This window comes from Streptomyces racemochromogenes, assembly GCF_039535215.1.
Lineage (GTDB): Bacteria > Actinomycetota > Actinomycetes > Streptomycetales > Streptomycetaceae > Streptomyces > Streptomyces racemochromogenes.
This window is the reverse complement of sequence record NZ_BAAAWT010000001.1, coordinates 1,048,882-1,066,300: the sequence shown is the minus strand read 5'-3', so window position 1 is coordinate 1,066,300 and position 17,419 is coordinate 1,048,882. Positions and strand designations below refer to the sequence as shown.

Here is a 17,419-nt window from a genome sequence, read left to right as displayed (position 1 = left end):
GGCCCACCCGCGTGTTCCATTCCCCCATGGCCACCACCGTGCGACGTGCCCAGCTGATCCTTCCCGCCGCCCCCTTGGGCCCCGACAACCCGCTGCCCGCGCTGCGCGCCCCCGATGGCGTGCACGAGCTGGACGAGCGCTCGCGGCGGGGACTGCCGCGCGACATGGCGCGGCAGATCGGTTACGAGCCGCTGCGCTCCCTGCTGCCCGTCCGGATCCGCGACGGGTACGGACGGCGGCGCACGGAGCGGGAGTTCGAAGCGGTCGTCATCGAGAACGGGCGGCTGCGCGTCACCGTGCTGCCCGGGCTCGGCGGCCGGATCCACTCGCTCGTCCACCTGGAGAGCGGCCGCGAACTCCTCTACCGCAACCCGGTGTTCCAGCCCGCCCACTTCGCTCTCAACGGGGCCTGGTTCTCCGGCGGCGTCGAGTGGAACATCGGGGCCACCGGGCACACCGCCCTGTCCTGCTCCCCGTTGCACGCCGCGCTGGTCGCGGCGCCCGACGGGGGCGTGATGGTGCGGCTGTGGGAGTGGGAGCGGCTGCGGGACCTGCCGTTCCAGGTGGACCTGTGGCTGCCCGCGGAATCCGAGTACCTGTACGTGGGCGTGCGGGTGCGCAATCCGCACGAGCGGCCCGTCCCCGTGTACTGGTGGTCCAACATCGCCGTTCCCGAGGGCTCCGGGACGAGGGTGCTGGCGCCCGCCGAGGAGGCCTGGCACTTCGGGTACGAGCGGGCGCTGCGGCGGATCCCCGTGCCGGAGTGGGAGGGCGCCGACCGGACGTACCCGCTGGGGAGTACGTATCCCGCCGACTTCTTCTACGAGGTCGAGGGCGGGGCCGCCGACCGGCCCTGGATCGTGGCCCTGGACGGGCAGGGGTACGGGCTGGTGCAGGCCTCCACCGGGCTGCTGCGGGGGCGGAAGCTGTTCACCTGGGGTGCGGGGCCGGGCGGCCGGCGGTGGCAGGAGTGGCTGACGGAGCCCGGTACGGGTGGCTACGCCGAGATCCAGGCCGGGCTGGCCCGGACCCAGCTGGAGCACGTACGGCTGGACGCCGGGGCGGAGTTCAGCTGGCTGGAGGCGTACGGGCCGCTGTCGGCGGATCCCTCGGCGGTGCACGGGGCCGACTGGGCGGCGGCGCGCGGGGCCGCCTCGGCGGCGCTCGACGCGGTACTGCCGGCAGGGGCCCTGGACGCGGCGTACAAGGCCTGGCGCGGGCACGCCGACACCGAACCGGGGGAGCGGCTGGCGGACGGCTCGGGCTGGGGCGCGCTGGAAGTGCTGTGCGGGGGCTACGAGCTGCCCGGCACGCCCTTCCCGGAGTCCACCCTGGGGGAGGAGCAGGAGCCCTGGCTGGAGCTGTGGCGCACCGGGGTGCTGCCGGCCCCGGAAGCGGACGCGCCGCCCGGCCCGGGCCTGGTCGCCCCGCACTGGCGGGACATGCTCGAGACCGCCCCGGCGGACCCGATGACCGAGTACCACCTCGGGGTGGCCCAGTGGCACGCCGGCGACGTCGCCCAGGCGGTGCGCAGCTGGGAGCGGGGGCTGGCCCAGGCGCCGTCGCGCTGGCCGCTGCTGCGCTGCCTGGCGGCCGCCGACGCCCTGGCCGGGAACACGGAGCGGGCCGCCGACCGCTACGAGGCGGCCTTCGCGGCCCTGGCGGAGCAGGGCCGCGGCGGTGCGTCGTGGGCGGCGGCCGAGGCGGCCCTGGGGCGGGAGGCGATGACCGTCCTGCTCGCGGCCCGGCGGCCGGCGGCGGCGCGGGCCGTCTGGGACCGGCTGCGGCCGTCGCTGCGCGAGCAGGGCCGGTTCCGGCTGCTGGCCGCCCGGCTGCTGGCGGCCGAGGGGCACGTGGGCGCGGCCCGGCGGGTCTTCGAGGACGGCTTCGAGATCGCCGACCTGCGGGAGGGCGAGGAGACCCTGTCCGAGGTCTGGGCGGCCCTCACGGACCGCCCGCTGCCCCCGGAGTACGACTTCCGGATGCGCCCGCCGCAGTAGTCCCTCAGGCGCGGCACAGCAGTTCGCCGTTCAGGACGGAGAACCAGGCGTCGGGGGCCTTCCCCCAGGCGTGCCAGGCCTCGGCGACGGCGGTCAGCTCCCGCGGGGTGGCGTGGCCGCCCTCCGTCGCGACGGAGGCGTAGGAGGAGGCGGTGGTGCGGTCTGCCCACAGCGAGGACCACCAGGACACCTCCTGCGGCGTGGCGTAGCACCAGGCCGTCGCGGAGGCCGTCACGTCGGTGAAGCCGGCCGCCCGCGCCCACGACAGCAGCCTGCGCCCGGCGTCGGGCTCGCCGCCGTTGGCGCGGGCGACCCGCCGGTACAGGCTCTGCCACTCCTCCAGGCCCGGCGTCGCCGGGTACCAGGTCATCGCCGCGTAGTCGGCGTCCCGTACCGCCACGATCCCGCCGGGCCGGCACACCCGGCGCATCTCGCGCAGCGCCCGCACGGGGTCGCCGACGTGCTGCAGCACCTGGTGCGCGTGGACCACGTCGAAGGAGTCGTCGGGGAACCGCAGCGCGTGGACGTCGGCCGTGGCGAAGTCGACCGCTCCGGACAGTCCGCGCCCGGCGGCGTGCGCGGCCGCCTGCTCCAGTACGTCGGCCGCGGCGTCGACGGCGGTGACGTGGCCGCCGGGGGAGACCAGTTCCGCCAGGTCCGCGGTGATGGTGCCCGGGCCGCAGCCCACGTCCAGCACGCGCATGCCGGGGCGCAGTTCGCCGATCAGGTACGCGGCCGAGTTGGCGGCGGTGCGCCAGCGGTGCGAGCGCAGCACGGACTCGTGGTGGCCGTGGGTGTAGAGCGCGCTCTCGTGGGCGTCGCGGGCGTCGGTCATGGCGTACTCCTCGTCGTCGAAGGCCGTCGAAGGCGTGGTGATCACCGTAGGCGATCTGCTCGCGATATGAGATACGCGTTTCGTCATGTGGACAACCCTCTTGTGGGGGACGGGCCTTGGCCGGGTCGGTGGCAGGGAGGGGCGGGGGCGAGGATCGTGGGGCCCAGGGGGCGGCCGACCTCGGGGCGAAGGACGGTGGGACCCATGCCCCAGACGCTGCTGGAATGGCACGCCGCCGCGCTGCGGCTCTTCGGGGAGCGCGTGCGCGCCGTCGGGGCCTCCCAGTGGGACGCGGCCACCCCGTGCACCGAGTGGAACGTGCGCGACCTGGTCAACCACGTCACCGGCGAACAGCTGTGGATCCCGCCGCTGGTCACCGAGGGGCGCACGGTCGCGGACGTGGGCGACGAACTCTCCGGCGACCTGCTGGGCGACGACCCGCCGGCCGCCTGGGAGCGGGCCGCGGCCGCCGGGCACGCGGCCTTCGCCGCGCCCGGCGCGCTGGACCGGACGATCACCCTCTCGTACGGGCCCACGCGCGGATCGGCGTACTGCTCGGAGCTGACGGCGGACTGCGTCGTGCACACCTGGGACCTCTCGCGGGCCATCGGCGCGGACGACCGGCTGCCGGCCGACCTCGTCGAGTTCTCCATCAAGGAGGTCATGCCGTACGCCGACGGGCTCGCCGCGAGCGGGATGTACGCGGAGCCGCTGGAGGTTCCGGCCGGCGCGGACGCCCAGACCCGGTTGCTGGCCCTCCTGGGGAGGAAGGGGTGAGGGGGAAAAGCCCGACGGGGCCGTCACGGTTAACGGGCGTATCGGTGTAAATAATCGTATAAAGAGCGGGTCGATCGGTGGTGGCGGCGGAAGGCGGGCACGTGTCGGGGATGGCCGAGCGCATGACGGAAGGGCTCGCCGGGCTCTGGCACCGCCCGGCACCGGAAGGGCGCGGACCCGTCAGGTACGGACCCCCCGCCCCCGAGCCGGGTCTGCCGGTCCTGCCCGAGCTGACCTCCGTGCTCGCCGCCGCCGCGGACCGCCCCGCCCCCGAACCCCCCGGCGGCGGGCAGGACCTGCGCGAGGCCGCCTGCCGCCACTGGGCCCGGCGCGGACTCGCCACCGCCCCCGAGAACGTGGCGGCCGGGCCCGGCGCGCCCGCCCTGCTGCTGGCCCTGCTCGGCGCGTACGGCGGCGACGTCATGCTGCCCCGGCCCTGTCCCGCCTGGTGGACCCCGCAGGTCCGGCTGCTGGGACGCCGGGCCTACCACGTGCCGACCCCGGCGGAGTGCGGGGGCGTACCCGACCCGTACGCCCTGCTCGAGACCGTGCGGCGGGTCCGGGCCGAGGGCGGCGACCCGCGCGTCCTGCTGCTGTCGGTGGCCGACGACCCGACCGCGACCGTGCCGCCGCCCGAGCTGGTGCGCGAGGCCTGCGAGGCGGCCGAGGCCGCCGGGCTGTTCGTGGTCAGCGACGAGAGCTGGCGCGACACCGTGCACCGGCCGCACGACACGCTGGTGCTGAGTCCCGCCGAGATGCTCCCCGACCGGGCCGCCGTCCTCGTCGACCTCGCCGGAGCACTGCTCCCGGGCGGCTGGCCCGCCGCCGTGGTCCGCTTCCCCGGCACCCCGGGCGGCTCCTGGCTGCGCGCCCGCACCCTCGACGTCCTCACCGCCACCGGCGCCCTGGTCGCCGGCCCCGTCGCCGTCGCCGCCGCGCACGCCCTCGACGAGACCGACGCCGTCGCCGGACGCGCCTACGCGGCCGCCGCCCTGCACGGCACGGTGGCCGCCGCCGCGCACCGGGTGCTGCTGGCCGCGGGCGCCCTCGCCCGGCCCCCGCAGGCGGGCCGGCACCTGTACGCCGACCTCACCCCGCTGCGTGCCGGCCTCGCCCGGCAGGGGGTCGGGGACGCCATGGAACTGGAGGACTGGCTCGGAGCCCGGCTGGGCACGGCCACACCCGGCGGACAGCGCTTCGCCGACGAACTGGGCGCCCCGCGCGTACGGCTGTCGACCGGACCGCTGCTGGGAGCCACCCCGCGGGAACGGCTCGCCGCGCTGGGCGCCCGCGACCCGCTGACGCTGCCGCAGGTACGGGGCGCGCTCGACCGGCTCGGGTCGGTGCTCGCCGGACTGGCCGACTGAAGTGCGGCCCGCGCCGACGGGCCGCCGCCGAACGGAGACTTCGCGATGAGGGACCAGCCGGACGCCCCCGTCACCACCGCCCCGCCGGGAGCCGCCCCGGCCGCACCGCCCGGCCACCCGGCCCGCCGCCCCCCGACGCCCGCCGGCCCCCCGCGCCCCCCCGCCCCCGACCCGGCCCTCCCCGGGCCCCCCGCGGCCGGGACGGCGCCCGGGCCTGCCGCGGCTGGGATGGCCCCCGGGCCTGCCGCGGTCGGGGTGGCAGCCGGGTCCCCCGCGGCCGGGGCGGCGTACGGTTCTGCCGGGCGCGAGCCGGCCCCCGGGCTCTCGGCGCCCGGGGCGGTGACGGTGCCCGGCGCGCCCCGGCCGCTCGGCGAGCACCGCCTCTGGCCGCGGTCGTTCGCGGACCGGCTGACCACACCGCTGCCCGGGCTGCGCGCCTTCGCCCGGCTGGCCCGCGAGGGCGCCTTCCGGCCCGGGGCCGAGGGGCTGAGCGGAATCCCCGACCTGCCGTACGAGCCCGCCCCGCTGCCCGAGGTGACCCCGGGCACGGTGTCCGCCACCTGGGCCGGGCACGCCAGCTGGGTGCTGCGGACCGGCGGCCTGACGGTGCTGACCGACCCGGTGTGGTCCCGGCGGATCCTCGGGACCCCCGCGCGGGTGACGCCCGTCGGGGTGCCGTGGGAGCAACTGCCGCCCGTGGACGCGGTGGTGATCAGCCACAACCACTACGACCACCTCGACGCCCCCACCCTGCGGCGGCTGCCCCGCGACACCGCGCTCTTCGTCCCCGCCGGACTCGCCCGCTGGTGCCGCCGCCGGGGCTTCACCCGGGTGACGGAGCTCGACTGGTGGGAGTCGGCCGAACTGGGCGGCGTACGCTTCGAGTTCGTCCCCGCGCACCACTGGTCCAAGCGCTCCCTGCTCGACACCTGCCGCACCCTGTGGGGCGGCTGGATGCTGACCGACGCGGCCGCGGGCCGCAAGGTGTACTTCGCGGGCGACACCGGCTACGGCCACTGGTTCGCGGAGATCGGCCGCCGGCACCCCGGCATCGACCTCGCCCTCCTGCCGATCGGCGCCTACGCCCCGCGCTGGTGGCTGCGCGACGTGCACGCCGACCCGGAGGAGGCCGTACGGGCCTGCCTGGACCTCGGCGCCCGCAGGATGGCCCCGATGCACTGGGCCACCTTCGTGCTGTCGGCGGAGCCCGTCATGGAACCCCTGCACCGCGCCCGCGCCGCCTGGGCCCGCGCCGGGCTGCCCCGCGAGGACCTCTGGGACCTGCCGATCGGCGCCTCCCGCAGCCTCTAGTCCTGCGCCTCGGCTTCACCCTGCGCCTCCGCCTCCGCCTGCGCCTGCGCCTGCGCCTCCGCCTTCGACTTGGGCTTCGCGACCACGTGCATCCGCTCGCCCTGCTTCCCGAAGAGGCTGAGGATCTCCACCGGCCGCCCGTCGGCGCTGCCGAACCAGTGCGGGGTCCGGGTGTCCCACTCGGCGGCCTCGCCGGGACCGAGGACCAGATCGTGCCCCGCCAGCACCAGCCGCAGCCGGCCGGACAGTACGTACAGCCACTCGTAGCCCTCGTGCGTGCGCAGGTCCGGCTCGGCGCCGCGGTCCGGGATGACCATCTTGTACGCCTGGAGCGGCCCCAGGCCCTGGGTCAGCGCCACGGACGTCCCGCCGTGCCGCATCGCGCGGGGCGTCATCCGCACCCGGGGATCGCCCACCGCGGGCGCCCCGACCAGCTCGTCCAGGGCCACCCGGTAGGTACGCGCCAGCGGCAGCAGCAGCTCCAGGCTCGGCCGGCGCTGCCCGGACTCCAGCCGGGACAGGGTGCTCTTGGAGATCCCGGTCTCCTCGGACAGCACCGCCAGGGTGAGCCCCCGCCGCTCCCGCAGCCGCCTGAGCCGGGGGCCGACCTCGTCGAGCACGGCACGGTGGGAGGCGGTCCCGTCCGGCGGCCCGCCGCCGGGGCCACGGTCGTGGGCGTGCGCGTGCGCGTGGCCATGGGCAGGAGCGTCCATGCGGGCATTCCACCCCACCACCCCCCGAACGGCAACAAGGCCGAAGCCGGCGGACGCGCCCTAGGGCGACCCCTCCGGAAGGAAGCGGGCCGACTTCAGGGCCAGTTGCTCCGCGAAGTAGGCCGGCGCGTCGGGACGCATCCGGGCCAGCGCGACCATCCCGGTGATGATGACGTCGCACACCTCGTCGTGCACGTCGGCCCAGCTGTGCGAATCCCCCTTGCGCGGGTTGCTCCCCGTCGCGCCGATCACCGCCTGCGCGGCCTCGCCGAACTCCTCGCCGATCTTCAGCACTTGCAGGACGTGGCTCTGCGGAGGGTGCACCCCGCGTGCGGCGGCGGCCGCGTCGAAGCGGGCGGCGAGGGCGCGGACGGTGTCCCAGGAGGCGGAGTTCACTGCCGGACCCTGCCCGGCCGCAGCCGCCGCCACACCCCCGGGGCCGCGCTGATCAGCAGCGTCAGGCCCACCGCCAGCACCACGCCCTTCCACGGCTCCGAGAACAGCGAGCCGCCCAGGATCCCGATCAGCCCGTACGTCGCCGCCCACGCCACGCAGGCCGGCGCGTCCCCCCGGGCGAACCGGCGCAGCGGCAGCCCGCCCAGCAGGCAGGCCAGCATCACCGGGATCCGGCCCGCCGGGACCAGCCGCGACAGCACCAGCACCAGCACCCCGTGCTCGTCCAGCTTGCGCCGCGCCCGCTCCAGCCGCTCCGGCTCGGCCCGCCCCCGCAGGGACTCCAGCCACCGCGAGCCGCCCCGCGAACGCACCCCGCGCGACCCCAGCCAGTACAGCGCGACGTCCCCGCAGAAGGCCGCCAGCGCGGCCACCGCGATCACCAGCAGCACCCCGAGGGGCAGCGACCGCTGGTGGAACGCCACCACCGCCGCCGAACTCACCAGCGCCCCCGTCGGGATCACCGGCACCAGCGCCCCCAACGCCACCAGCACGAACAGCGCCGGATAGCCCACCGCCTGCTGCGTGGTCTCCGGCGGCACTCGGCCCACCACCTCCGCCGCGACCCGCCACCGCGTCACGGCAGCAGCACCCGCTCCCCGTGCCCGGGGACCCGCACCGCCACCTTCGGCGCGAGCCGCCCCGCCAGCCGGGCGAACTCACCGCCCGGCGCGTGGAACTCGTGCGGCCGCACCGCGTCCATCCCGATCGGCCAGTACGTCCCGTAGTGCACCGGCACCGCCGCCGCCGGAGCCAGCTCCGCCACGGCCCGCGCCGCCCGCTCCGCGTCCAGGTGACCCGGCCCCAGGTACGGCCCCCAGCCCCCGACCGGCAGCAGCGCCACGTCCACCGGCCCGACCTCCTCGGCCATGGTGTCGAACAGCCCGGTGTCCCCGGCGAAGTACGTGCGCGCCGCCCCCTCCACCACGTACCCCAGCGCCGGCGCCCGCTGCGGCCCGAACGGCACCCGCCGCCCGTCGTGCCGCGCGCTCACCGCCCGGACGCGTACGCCGTCCCGTACGCCGACCTCCTCGCCCGGCAGCACCTCCCTCACCACCAGCCCCCGCGCCCCCGCCAGCCGCGCCAGCCCCGGCACCGCCCGGCGCGCCCCGCGCGGCACCACCAGCCGGGTGCCGGGCGCCAGCGCCGCCAGCGACGGCAGGTGCAGATGGTCGGCGTGCAGGTGCGACACCAGCACCACGTCGGCCTCCGCGGCCTCCGCGGGCGGCACCGCCCCGCGCCGCCGCCGCAGGTGCGCGAGCCGCCGCGCGAACAGCGGGTCGGTCAGCACCCGCACCCCCGAGTCCCGTACCGCACAGGTGGCATGACCCCACCAGGTGATCTCCACCGCCACCGGCACCACCCCCTTCCCTCGACAGACCGAGCCTAGAGGGGTCCCTGCCCGCCCGCGCGGAAGCAGAACCCGGCGCACCCCTCCTCCCCGGGCCCGGATCGGAGTAGGGTCGGGCGCCATGGATGCGCTGCGCGTGGCCGCGATCGCCAGCCTGGCCCCGCTTGAGGAACTCGACGCCGACCCCTTCGCCGTGGACACCCGCGGCCAGCACGCCGTGTGCGCGCGCTGGGCCGCCGAGCAGGGGTACGTGGTCACCCGGCACCTGCTCTTCTACGGGCTGCGGGCCGACCACTGCGGGCTCTGGCGCGACGTGGAGGCCGGGCAGGTCGACCTGTTCGTCGCCCCCAACCGCCGGGTCCTGGCCCGGGCGCTGCGCTCGGTCGAGGAGTTCACCGCCGAGTGCGAGCGGCGCGGCGTACGGCTGGAGACCGCGGGGGCCGAGGAGCCGGCCTACACCTCCGCCATGAAGGCCGAGGTGCACCGCCGGCTGTCCATGCCGACCGCGGGCTACGACGGCACCTGACCCGCCCGCGCGCGACCGGCCCCGTACGACGGCACCTGACCCGCCCGCCCGGCGCGGCCGGCCGCTACGAGGGCACCCGCCCGCCGCGTCCCGTACTCCCGTGCGCCACCCGTGTCGACCGGCCGCCCCCGCGGCCCTGTGCGACGCTGGCAGGGGGGACCGCGGGCCGGGCGCGGCCCGGGAGCGAGGCGGGTGCGGCGTGTGGCGGGAGCGGTTGCGCTGGCGGGCCGCGGGCGGGGCACTGGTGCGCGTGGTGCTCGTCTGGGCGGCGTCCACCCTCACCATGCTCGTGCTCGCCGGGATCCTGCCCGACTTCCGCCTGCAGTCCGCCGACGGTGACAGCGTCACCCGGATCGGGCTGACGGCCGCCTGGGGCGCCGGGGTCTTCGGCCTGCTGAGCGCGCTCGTGTGGCCGGTCCTGGTACGGGCCCTGCTGCTCGTGCCCGCCCTGGTGCTCGGGCTGCTCGTGTTCTTCCTCAACGGCTCGCTGCTGCTGATGGCCCTCAGCCTGATCCCCGCCGGACGGGGCGCGGCCGTCGCGCCGGAGACCGCGGTGGTCGTGGCCGCCGCGATGTCCGCCGTCGCCTCGGCCACCTCCACCGCACTCGCGGTCCGCGACGACGAGGCGTACCGGCGCCGGTTGTACCGGCTCGCCGACCGGCGCCGCCGCCGCTTCGGGGCACCTCCCGGCGGCAGCCCCGGCCTGGTCTTCCTCCAGCTCGACGGGGTCGGCTACGAGGCGCTGCGCCGGGCGGCGGCCGAGGGGCTGATGCCCACCGTGGCCGGCTGGCTGGAGCGCAGCCACCGCGTCATGCCCTGGCACACGGACTGGTCCAGCCAGACCGGCGCCAGCCAGCTCGGCATCCTGCACGGCTCCAACTTCGACGTCCCGGCCTTCCGCTGGTACGAGAAGGACACCGGCGAGGTGATGGTCTGCAACCGGCCCACCAGCGCCGCCGAACTCCAGCGCCGGGCCGTCGAGCGGACCCGGGACGGCGGGCTGCTCACCCTGGACGGCGCCAGTCGGGGCAACCTGTTCAGCGGGGGCGCCGACCAGCTGGCGCTGGTGCTGTCCGTCGCCGCCCGGCGCGGCCGCGCCAACCGCTCCCGCGCGGGCTACTTCGCGTACTTCAGCGACCCGGCCAACGCCGTGCGCACCGCGCTGTCCTTCGTCGCCGAAGTGGCCCGGGAGATCGGCCAGTCGCTGCGCTCCCGGCTGCGCGGGGACCGGCCCCGGGTGGCGCGCGGCGGGCTCTACCCGCTGATCCGGGCCTTCGCGACGGTGGTCGAGCGCGACGTGGTGGTCGCCGCGGTCATCGGGGACGTACTCGCCGGCCGCGCCGCCGTCTACGCCGACCTGGTCGCCTACGACGAGGTCGCGCACCACTCGGGCCCGCGGGGCCGGGACACCGACCGGGTACTGGCCCGGCTCGACCGGAGCCTCGCGCTGATCGCCCGGGTCGCCGAGCACGCCCCCCGGGAGTACCGGGTGGTGCTGCTGTCGGACCACGGCCAGAGCCCCGGGGAGACCTTCCTCGGCCGGTACGGGCTCAGCCTGAAGGACCTGGTCCGGGCGGGCTGCGGGCTGCCCGTCTCCCGCCGGGCCGGCCGCACCCGCAGCGGGGCCGAGGCGCGTGCGGCGGTGCTCGCGGCCCTGCACCGGCCGGTGGAGGAAGCGGCGGAGGAGGCCCGTCCGGGGCCGGGGCCCGACCCGGTGGTGCTGGCGTCGGGCAACCTCGGCCTGATCTCCTTCCCGGCGCTGCCGGGGCGGGCGTCGCGGGCGCTGATCGAGCGGGCCCACCCCGCCCTGCTGCCCACCCTGGCCAACCACCCGGGCGTCGGCTTCCTGCTGGTCGACGGGGAGGTGCTGGGCCCGGGCGGGGCGGTGGCGCGGCTGGACGTACCGGGGGAGGCGGAGGCGCTGCTGGCGCCGTTCGGGCCGGGGGCGGCGCGGGCCGTGCGCCGGACGGACTCCTTCCCGCACGTCGCCGACATCATGGTCAACTCGGCGTACGACCCGGAGACCGGTGCCGTGCACGCCTTCGAGGAGCAGATCGGCTCGCACGGCGGGCTGGGAGGGGAGCAGGCCCACCCCTTCCTGATGTGGCCGACCGTGCTCTCGCAGCCGGACCCGGAGCCGGTCGGCGCCGAGGCCGTGCACGCGGTGCTGCGCCGCTGGCTGCGCGAGGCGGACGGCCCCCAGGTGCCGTTGACGCCGCGGCCCTCACGGGCTTCGCGGGAGGATTACCGGCCGGGAGGCCCTTCAGGCGGAATCCTTCCTTCCGGGTAGGTCCCGGAGCCGGACGAAACCCGGTGATTTGGCGCCCAGTTCGCGGTGGTCAACCATGTGTTGACCTGCCCAGCATGTGAGACACCCAGAGGCGCGCCACCGATGACCAGCACCGCAGCCCCGCCCGCAGAGGACCGCACCACCCCCGGGGCCGTCGCCGAAACGCCTCTGGCCGCCGGATCCCCGGCACCCCGGGGGGACCGGCACGCCCGCCGCTTCGGCCTCCCGGTCGCCGTCTGCCTGGTCATGGGCAACGTCATCGGCGGCGGCATCTTCCTGCTCCCCGCCTCGGTCGCCCCCTTCGGCACCATCAGCCTCCTCTCCTTCGCCGTCCTGACCCTCGGCGCGATCGCCCTCGCCCTCGTCTTCGGCCGCCTCGCCCAGCGCCACCCGCGGACCGGCGGCCCGTACGTGTACGTGCGCGCCGCCTTCGGCGACTTCGCCGGCTTCCTCGCCGCGTACAGCTACTGGATGACCGCCTGGGTCTCGAACGCCGCGCTCGCCGTCGCCTCCGTCGGCTACCTCGCCGTCCTGTTCCCGGCCGTGGGCGAGCACCGGTGGACCATGTGCCTGGCCGCCCTGGCGGTCCAGTGGCTGCCCGCCCTCTCCAACCTGGCCGGCACCCGGTACGTGGGCGCCGTCCAGGTCGTCGCGACGGTCCTCAAGCTCGTCCCGCTGCTGCTCGTGGCCGTGGGCGGACTGTTCTTCTTCGACCCGGCGAACCTCGGCCCCTTCCAGGCCACCGGCCAGAGCCCCGTGGGGGCGGTCTCCGCCTCCGCCGCGATCCTGCTCTTCAGCTACATCGGCGTCGAGTCCGCCGCCGTCAGCGCGGGCGAGGTCCGCGACCCGGCGCGCAACGTCGGCCGGGCCACCGTCCTCGGCACCATCGGCGCCGCCACCGTGTACCTGCTCGGCACCCTGTCCGTCTTCGGCCTGGTCGCCCACGAGAAGCTGGTCTCCTCCCAGGCCCCGTTCACGGACGCCGTGAACGCCATGTTCGGCGGCAGCTGGGGCGGCACCCTCGTCGCCGGCGCGGCCGTGGTCTCGATGCTCGGCGCCCTCAACGGATGGACCCTGCTCAGCGCGCAGACCCCGTACGCGGCGGCCAAGGACGGGCTCTTCCCGCGGGTCTTCGAGAAGAAGCAGCGCGGTGTCCCGGTCGTCGGCGTCGTGGTCACCGTCGTCCTGGCCTCCGCCCTGACCGTCTACAACTACACGGCGGGCTCGGCGGCCGTCTTCGAGTCGCTCGTCCTGATCACGACCTTCACCGCGACCGTCCCCTACCTGCTCTCCACCGCCGCCCAGCTCTACTTCCTGGCCTCCGGCCAGGGCGAGCGGGTCCGGCGCGGGCGCCTGGTCCGCGACGCCGTCCTCGCCGGGGTCGCCTTCGCCTTCTCGATGTGGCTGGTCGCCGGCTCCGGCTACGCGGCCGTCTACCAGGGCGTGCTCTTCCTCTTCGCGGGCGTCCTCGCCTACGCGCTGATGGCCGCCCGCAAGCACCGCGCGGCCGGTACGGCCGCGGAGTAATTTGGAAGAGAAGACCGGCCAGGGGGGCTCCGAGGGGTCGCCATGTCCGCGATCAGCAAAACCATCGACATCGACCGCAGGCCCGAGGACGTCTTCGCCTACGTGACGGACCCCACGCACCTGCCCGAGTGGCAGGACAGCGCCGTGGCCGCCGTCCCCGTGGGAGACCTGCCCGTGCACGTCGGTTCCAGGGTCGCCATCACGCGGCGGTTCGGCAAGCGGAGGATCCCCACCACCGTGGAGTTCACCGAGCTCGACCCGCCGCGGAGCTGGCACATCCACGGCGTCTCCGGCCCGGTCCGGCCCGAGGTGCACGGCAGGATCGAGCCCCTCGACGACGGGACGCGCTCCCGCGTCACCCTGTCGGTGGACTTCGAGGGCCGCGGCCTGGGCCGGGGACTGGTCCCCCTGGTGGTGAAGCCCAGGCTCCGCAAGGAGATGCCGCGCAGCGAGGAGAAGCTCAAGCACCTCCTGGAGCACTGACCCCCGCACCGGCGGGGAGAAACGGCCCCCGCACCGGGGGAGAGAACTGACCCCCGCACGGCCGGGGCAAACGCGGAGGCCCGCGCCGTGACGGCGCGGGCCCCTCGTGTGTCCGGAACCGGGACCGGATCAGTCCAGGTAGTCGCGCAGGACCTGCGAGCGCGACGGGTGGCGCAGCTTCGACATGGTCTTGGACTCGATCTGGCGGATGCGCTCACGGGTGACCCCGTAGACGCGGCCGATCTCGTCCAGCGTCTTCGGCTGGCCGTCGTTGAGGCCGTAGCGCATGGAGACCACGCCCGCCTCGCGCTCGCTCAGGGTGCCCAGGATGGACTGGAGCTGCTCCTGGAGGAAGGTGAAGGACACGGCGTCGGCCGGCACGACCGCCTCGGAGTCCTCGATGAGGTCACCGAACTCGCTGTCGCCCTCCTCACCCAGCGGGGTGTGCAGGGAGATCGGCTCGCGGCCGTACTTCTGGACCTCGATGACCTTCTCGGGGGTCATGTCGAGTTCCTTGCCCAGCTCCTCCGGGGTGGGCTCGCGGCCCAGGTCCTGGAGCATCTGGCGCTGCACACGGGCGAGCTTGTTGATGATCTCGACCATGTGGACGGGGATGCGGATGGTGCGCGACTGGTCGGCCATGGCACGCGTGATCGCCTGCCGGATCCACCAGGTCGCGTACGTGGAGAACTTGAAGCCCTTGGTGTAGTCGAACTTCTCCACCGCGCGGATCAGACCGACGTTGCCCTCCTGGATCAGGTCCAGGAAGAGCATGCCGCGGCCCGTGTAGCGCTTGGCCAGCGAGACCACGAGACGGAGGTTGGCCTCCAGCAGGTGGTTCTTGGCCCGGCGGCCGTCCTCGACGAGGATCTCCAGCTCGCGCTTGAACGCGGGCTTGTGGTCCTCCTCCTCTTCGAGCTTGTACTCGGAGAACAGGCCCGCCTCGATGCGCTTGGCGAGCTCGACCTCCTGCTCGGCGTTGAGGAGCGGCACCTTGCCGATCAGCTTCAGGTAGTCCTTGACCGGGTCGGCGGTGGCACCGGCCACCATGACCGTCTGCGCCGGGGCGTCGTCCTCGTCGTCGTCGGACAGCACGAAGCCCTGGGCGCCGGCCTTGGGCGCCTCCTCCTCGGTCTCGTCGGCGAGGTCCTCGACGGCCCAGTCCTCACCCTCGACGGCCGGGTTCTCGGCGTCGTCGGCGTCCTTGGCGCCGGCCTTCTTCGAGGCGGCCGTCTTCTTGGTGGCCGTGGCCTTCTTGGCGGCGGCCTTCTTGACCACGCGCTTCTTCGGCTCGGCGGCGGCCTCGGCCGACACCTCCTCCGACGCGGCGGCCGACGGAGCGGATATCGCCGCGGCCGCGGCGGGAGCGGTGGCGGAGGCCTTGCGCGCGCCGATCGGGCGCGGCGGGGCGACCGCCTTCTTCGTCACGGTGCGGGCCGGAGCGGCAGCTGCCTTGCGGGGCTTCTTGGCAGCAGCCTTCGTGGCGGGGGCGGCGCTGACGTGGAGGGCGACGCCCTCCTCGTCCAGGACCTGGTTCAGGCTGCGCAGGACCCGCTTCCACTGGTCCACCGGGATGCGGCCGGCCTCGAAGGCCTGCCGAACATCGTCACCGTTGATGTGACCCTGCTCGCGGCCGCGCTCGACGAGCGCGACCAGGGCCTCGGATTCGGCGATCTCCGGAGGGAACGTACGGGACGGGCTGAGCGACACAAGGAGCCTCTCGTTGCGAACAGATAAGGAGTGGGCGGGACATCATCGCGCGGACTCGGGAAACAGACCCGGGCGGGTCTGTATTCCGGGGCCGCGCGAGGACACCTGTCGGTTCATCGCCTGCCCGAGTCGATTCGTTACGCGCTGAATTGAGTGACCTGCGCCACGCTGTGGCCGCGCAACCGATCCGGCGTGGATCCGTCCGCCCTCCCGGGTCACTCCTTCTTGCGTGCCTCGATCAGGAAACGGGCGGTGTGCGCGACGAACGGACCCTCGCGCCCGATCCGTTCGTGGAGCTCGCGCAGCCGGTCACGGTACTGGCCGACCGTGAAGCCGGGAACCATCCAGATCACCTTCCTCAGGAAGTAGATCACGGCACCGATGTCGTGGAACTCCGTACGCAGCCGCTCGGAGCGCAGATCGGTGATCTCCAGCCCCGCCCGGGCGGCGTCGGCGACCGCGTCGTCGGGGTGGCGGGCCCGCCGGACCTCCTCCGGCTGCGGGCCGAGGAAGTACTCGACGAGCTCGAAGACGCTCGCCGGACCCACCTGCTGCGACAGGTAGGTGCCACCGGGCGCCAGCACGCGCGCGATCTCGTCCCACCAGATCGTCACCGGATGCCGGCTGGCGACCAGCTCGAAGGCCCCGTCCCCGAAGGGCAGCGGCGGCTCGTCGGCGTCGGCCACCACCACCGCGCCCAGCGGGTGCAGCAGCCGGGTGGCCCGCTCGACGTTCGGCGGCCAGGACTCGGTGGCGGCCATCAGGGGCGGCAGCGGGCCCGCTCCGGCGAGCACCTCGCCCCCGCCGGTCTGGATGTCCAGCGCCGAGCGGACGGTCGCCAGGCGCTCGCCCAGCAGCCGCTGGTAGCCCCAGGAGGGCCGCTGCTCGGTGGCCCGGCCGTCGAGCCAGGAGAAGTCCCAGCCGTCGACGGAGACGGACTCCGCCTCGGCGACGAGATGGTCGAAAGTGCGCGTCATGTCTCGATCGTCCCAGCTCGGGCCCCGGTCATCCACTGGATAAGTCGACTACAGTGGGACCCGGGCCGTGACTGGCGTTCGGGTGGATCACCACCGGGGAGCGGCCCGGCGTACGCCACGACGGTCCGTACGCCGTCTGCCGCGCGCCTGGGCGAACCGCGATCAGCGAACCGCGATCCGCAGCGACGTTCAGGAGACCCCGTGACGACCGCCCCCACCGCCACCGCCCAGCTCATGGACGGCACCGCCCTCGCCCGCCGCGTGTCCGAGCGGACCGCCGCCCTCGCGGCGAAGATCACCGAGCGCACCGGCACCGCCCCCTGCCTCGCCACCGTCCTCGTCGGCGAGGACCCCGCTTCCGTGACCTACGTCAAGATGAAGCAGAACCGCTGCGCCAAGGCCGGGATCACCTCCCGCCACGTGGAGCTGCCCGCCGGGACCACCACCGAGGAGCTCGTCGCTGCGATCACCGCCCTCTCCGAGGACCCGGAGATCAGCGGCATCCTGCTCCAGCACCCCGTCCCGCACCACATCGACGAGCGCGCCGCCTTCGAGGCCATCGCCCCCGGCAAGGACGTCGACGGCGTGACCATGCACTCCTTCGCCGCCATGGGCTTCGGCCTGCCCGGCTTCGTCTCCTGCACCCCCGGCGGCATCATGCGCCTGCTGGAGGAGTACGACGTGGACCTCACCGGCAAGCACGCCGTCGTCGTCGGCCGCAGCGCGATCCTGGGCAAGCCCGCCGGGATGCTGCTGCTCGAGAAGAACGCCACCGTCACCTACTGCCACTCCCGCACCCAGGACCTGCCCTCGATCGTGCGCCAGGCGGACGTCCTGGTCGCCGCCGTCGGCAAGGCCGAGTTCATCCGGGGCGAGGACATCAAGCCCGGCGCGGTCGTCCTGGACGCCGGCTACAACGAGGGCAACGTCGGCGACGTCCACTTCGAGTCGGCCGCCGCCCGCGCCTCCCTCATCACCCCGGTGCCCGGCGGCGTCGGCCCGATGACCATCGCGGTCCTGCTGGAGCAGACCGTGCAGGCCGCAGCGGCCCAGGCCGGGCTGGACCTCGCGGAGCTCTGAGGCGATCATCTTGTGGCGC

16 protein-coding genes and 1 riboswitch are annotated in these 17,419 nt (G+C 75.2%); of the genes, 9 read left to right on the top strand and 7 right to left on the bottom strand.

All coding sequences use genetic code 11. The annotated features are described in order from the left end of the window. Positions 1-26 precede the first annotated feature (26 nt). The gene (locus ABD973_RS05025) at positions 27-2,000 is read left to right on the top strand and encodes a DUF5107 domain-containing protein (RefSeq protein ID WP_345498768.1); all 1,974 of its coding nucleotides are present in this window, start codon (positions 27-29) and stop codon (positions 1,998-2,000) included. A gap of 4 nt (positions 2,001-2,004) precedes the next feature. Here ABD973_RS05025 and ABD973_RS05020 read toward each other — a convergent pair whose 3' ends face one another. Beyond that, positions 2,005-2,835: a methyltransferase domain-containing protein gene (locus ABD973_RS05020; protein WP_125824241.1), complete on the bottom strand. Its 831-nt coding sequence runs from the start codon at positions 2,833-2,835 to the stop codon at positions 2,005-2,007. 204 nt (positions 2,836-3,039) lie between these two features. Between ABD973_RS05020 and ABD973_RS05015 the strand changes: the two genes are divergently transcribed. From ABD973_RS05015 to ABD973_RS05005, 3 genes are all read left to right on the top strand, one after another. Beyond that, complete coding sequence (locus tag ABD973_RS05015) at positions 3,040-3,612, top strand: TIGR03086 family metal-binding protein (RefSeq protein ID WP_125823105.1); 573 nt, start codon at positions 3,040-3,042, stop codon at positions 3,610-3,612. Between the two features lie 122 nt (positions 3,613-3,734). Next, positions 3,735-4,979, top strand: coding sequence for an aminotransferase class I/II-fold pyridoxal phosphate-dependent enzyme (locus tag ABD973_RS05010; RefSeq protein ID WP_345498766.1), 1,245 nt, complete (start codon positions 3,735-3,737; stop codon positions 4,977-4,979). Between the two features lie 228 nt (positions 4,980-5,207). Beyond that, positions 5,208-6,290, top strand: coding sequence for an MBL fold metallo-hydrolase (locus ABD973_RS05005; protein ID WP_345498764.1), 1,083 nt, complete (start codon positions 5,208-5,210; stop codon positions 6,288-6,290). On the opposite strand, the gene ABD973_RS05000 is transcribed toward ABD973_RS05005, so the two are convergent. From ABD973_RS05000 to ABD973_RS04985, 4 genes are read right to left on the bottom strand one after another with little or no spacing between them, the layout of a single operon-like run. Next, positions 6,287-7,003 carry an XRE family transcriptional regulator gene (locus ABD973_RS05000; RefSeq protein WP_345498762.1) on the bottom strand — a complete coding sequence of 239 codons (717 nt, stop codon included), beginning with the start codon at positions 7,001-7,003 and terminating at the stop codon, positions 6,287-6,289. The genes ABD973_RS05005 and ABD973_RS05000 overlap by 4 nt on opposite strands. Before the next feature lie 60 nt (positions 7,004-7,063). Continuing rightward, positions 7,064-7,399, bottom strand: a complete 336-nt coding sequence (locus tag ABD973_RS04995) for a MazG-like family protein (RefSeq protein WP_125604103.1) — start codon at positions 7,397-7,399, stop codon at positions 7,064-7,066. Beyond that, complete coding sequence (locus ABD973_RS04990; protein WP_241253433.1) at positions 7,396-8,037, bottom strand: DedA family protein; 642 nt, start codon at positions 8,035-8,037, stop codon at positions 7,396-7,398. Before ABD973_RS04990 ends, ABD973_RS04995 begins: the two co-directional genes overlap by 4 nt. Next, on the bottom strand, positions 8,034-8,810 hold the full coding sequence (locus ABD973_RS04985; RefSeq protein WP_125824243.1) for an MBL fold metallo-hydrolase: 777 nt from the start codon (positions 8,808-8,810) through the stop codon (positions 8,034-8,036). Before ABD973_RS04985 ends, ABD973_RS04990 begins: the two co-directional genes overlap by 4 nt. 118 nt (positions 8,811-8,928) lie before the next feature. On the opposite strand from ABD973_RS04985, the gene ABD973_RS04980 reads away from it, so the two are divergent. From ABD973_RS04980 to ABD973_RS04965, 4 genes are all read left to right on the top strand, one after another. Further along, positions 8,929-9,333, top strand: coding sequence for a hypothetical protein (locus ABD973_RS04980; protein WP_125823110.1), 405 nt, complete (start codon positions 8,929-8,931; stop codon positions 9,331-9,333). 283 nt (positions 9,334-9,616) lie between these two features. Continuing rightward, positions 9,617-11,623 (top strand): phage holin family protein, encoded by a 2,007-nt coding sequence (locus tag ABD973_RS04975; RefSeq protein WP_386381831.1) that lies wholly within the window; start codon positions 9,617-9,619, stop codon positions 11,621-11,623. 102 nt (positions 11,624-11,725) lie between these two features. Then, the gene (locus tag ABD973_RS04970) at positions 11,726-13,150 is read left to right on the top strand and encodes an amino acid permease (protein ID WP_345498756.1); all 1,425 of its coding nucleotides are present in this window, start codon (positions 11,726-11,728) and stop codon (positions 13,148-13,150) included. 42 nt (positions 13,151-13,192) lie between these two features. Continuing rightward, complete coding sequence (locus ABD973_RS04965; protein WP_125603264.1) at positions 13,193-13,633, top strand: SRPBCC family protein; 441 nt, start codon at positions 13,193-13,195, stop codon at positions 13,631-13,633. Positions 13,634-13,762: 129 nt separating this feature from the next. Here the strand turns inward: ABD973_RS04965 and ABD973_RS04960 are convergent, their stop codons facing one another. After that, positions 13,763-15,343, bottom strand: coding sequence for an RNA polymerase sigma factor (locus ABD973_RS04960; protein WP_125603265.1), 1,581 nt, complete (start codon positions 15,341-15,343; stop codon positions 13,763-13,765). A 215-nt stretch (positions 15,344-15,558) separates the two neighbouring features. Next, entirely contained in the window at positions 15,559-16,320 is a 762-nt protein-coding gene (locus tag ABD973_RS04955) for a methyltransferase domain-containing protein (RefSeq protein WP_125823112.1), read from the bottom strand. A 57-nt stretch (positions 16,321-16,377) separates the two neighbouring features. Then, a riboswitch (ZMP/ZTP riboswitch) is annotated at positions 16,378-16,480 on the top strand. A 74-nt stretch (positions 16,481-16,554) separates the two neighbouring features. On the opposite strand from ABD973_RS04955, the gene ABD973_RS04950 reads away from it, so the two are divergent. Beyond that, the gene (locus ABD973_RS04950) at positions 16,555-17,400 is read left to right on the top strand and encodes a bifunctional 5,10-methylenetetrahydrofolate dehydrogenase/5,10-methenyltetrahydrofolate cyclohydrolase (protein ID WP_125824245.1); all 846 of its coding nucleotides are present in this window, start codon (positions 16,555-16,557) and stop codon (positions 17,398-17,400) included. Positions 17,401-17,419: the final 19 nt, after the last annotated feature.

Excerpts from the sequence above, each read along its gene's own strand:
- ABD973_RS04975 (WP_386381831.1), top strand. The coding sequence starts at position 9,617 with ATGCTCGTGCTCGCCGGGATCCTGCCCGACTTCCGCCTGCAGTCCGCC.
- ABD973_RS05020 (WP_125824241.1), bottom strand. The coding sequence starts at position 2,835 with ATGACCGACGCCCGCGACGCCCACGAGAGCGCGCTCTACACCCACGGC.
- ABD973_RS04955 (WP_125823112.1), bottom strand. The coding sequence starts at position 16,320 with ATGACGCGCACTTTCGACCATCTCGTCGCCGAGGCGGAGTCCGTCTCC.
- ABD973_RS04965 (WP_125603264.1), top strand. The coding sequence starts at position 13,193 with ATGTCCGCGATCAGCAAAACCATCGACATCGACCGCAGGCCCGAGGAC.
- ABD973_RS05000 (WP_345498762.1), bottom strand. The coding sequence starts at position 7,003 with ATGGACGCTCCTGCCCATGGCCACGCGCACGCGCACGCCCACGACCGT.
- ABD973_RS04970 (WP_345498756.1), top strand. The coding sequence starts at position 11,726 with ATGACCAGCACCGCAGCCCCGCCCGCAGAGGACCGCACCACCCCCGGG.
- ABD973_RS04980 (WP_125823110.1), top strand. The coding sequence starts at position 8,929 with ATGGATGCGCTGCGCGTGGCCGCGATCGCCAGCCTGGCCCCGCTTGAG.
- ABD973_RS05010 (WP_345498766.1), top strand. The coding sequence starts at position 3,735 with ATGACGGAAGGGCTCGCCGGGCTCTGGCACCGCCCGGCACCGGAAGGG.
- ABD973_RS05005 (WP_345498764.1), top strand. The coding sequence starts at position 5,208 with ATGGCCCCCGGGCCTGCCGCGGTCGGGGTGGCAGCCGGGTCCCCCGCG.
- ABD973_RS05025 (WP_345498768.1), top strand. The coding sequence starts at position 27 with ATGGCCACCACCGTGCGACGTGCCCAGCTGATCCTTCCCGCCGCCCCC.
- ABD973_RS04950 (WP_125824245.1), top strand. The coding sequence starts at position 16,555 with ATGGACGGCACCGCCCTCGCCCGCCGCGTGTCCGAGCGGACCGCCGCC.
- ABD973_RS05015 (WP_125823105.1), top strand. The coding sequence starts at position 3,040 with ATGCCCCAGACGCTGCTGGAATGGCACGCCGCCGCGCTGCGGCTCTTC.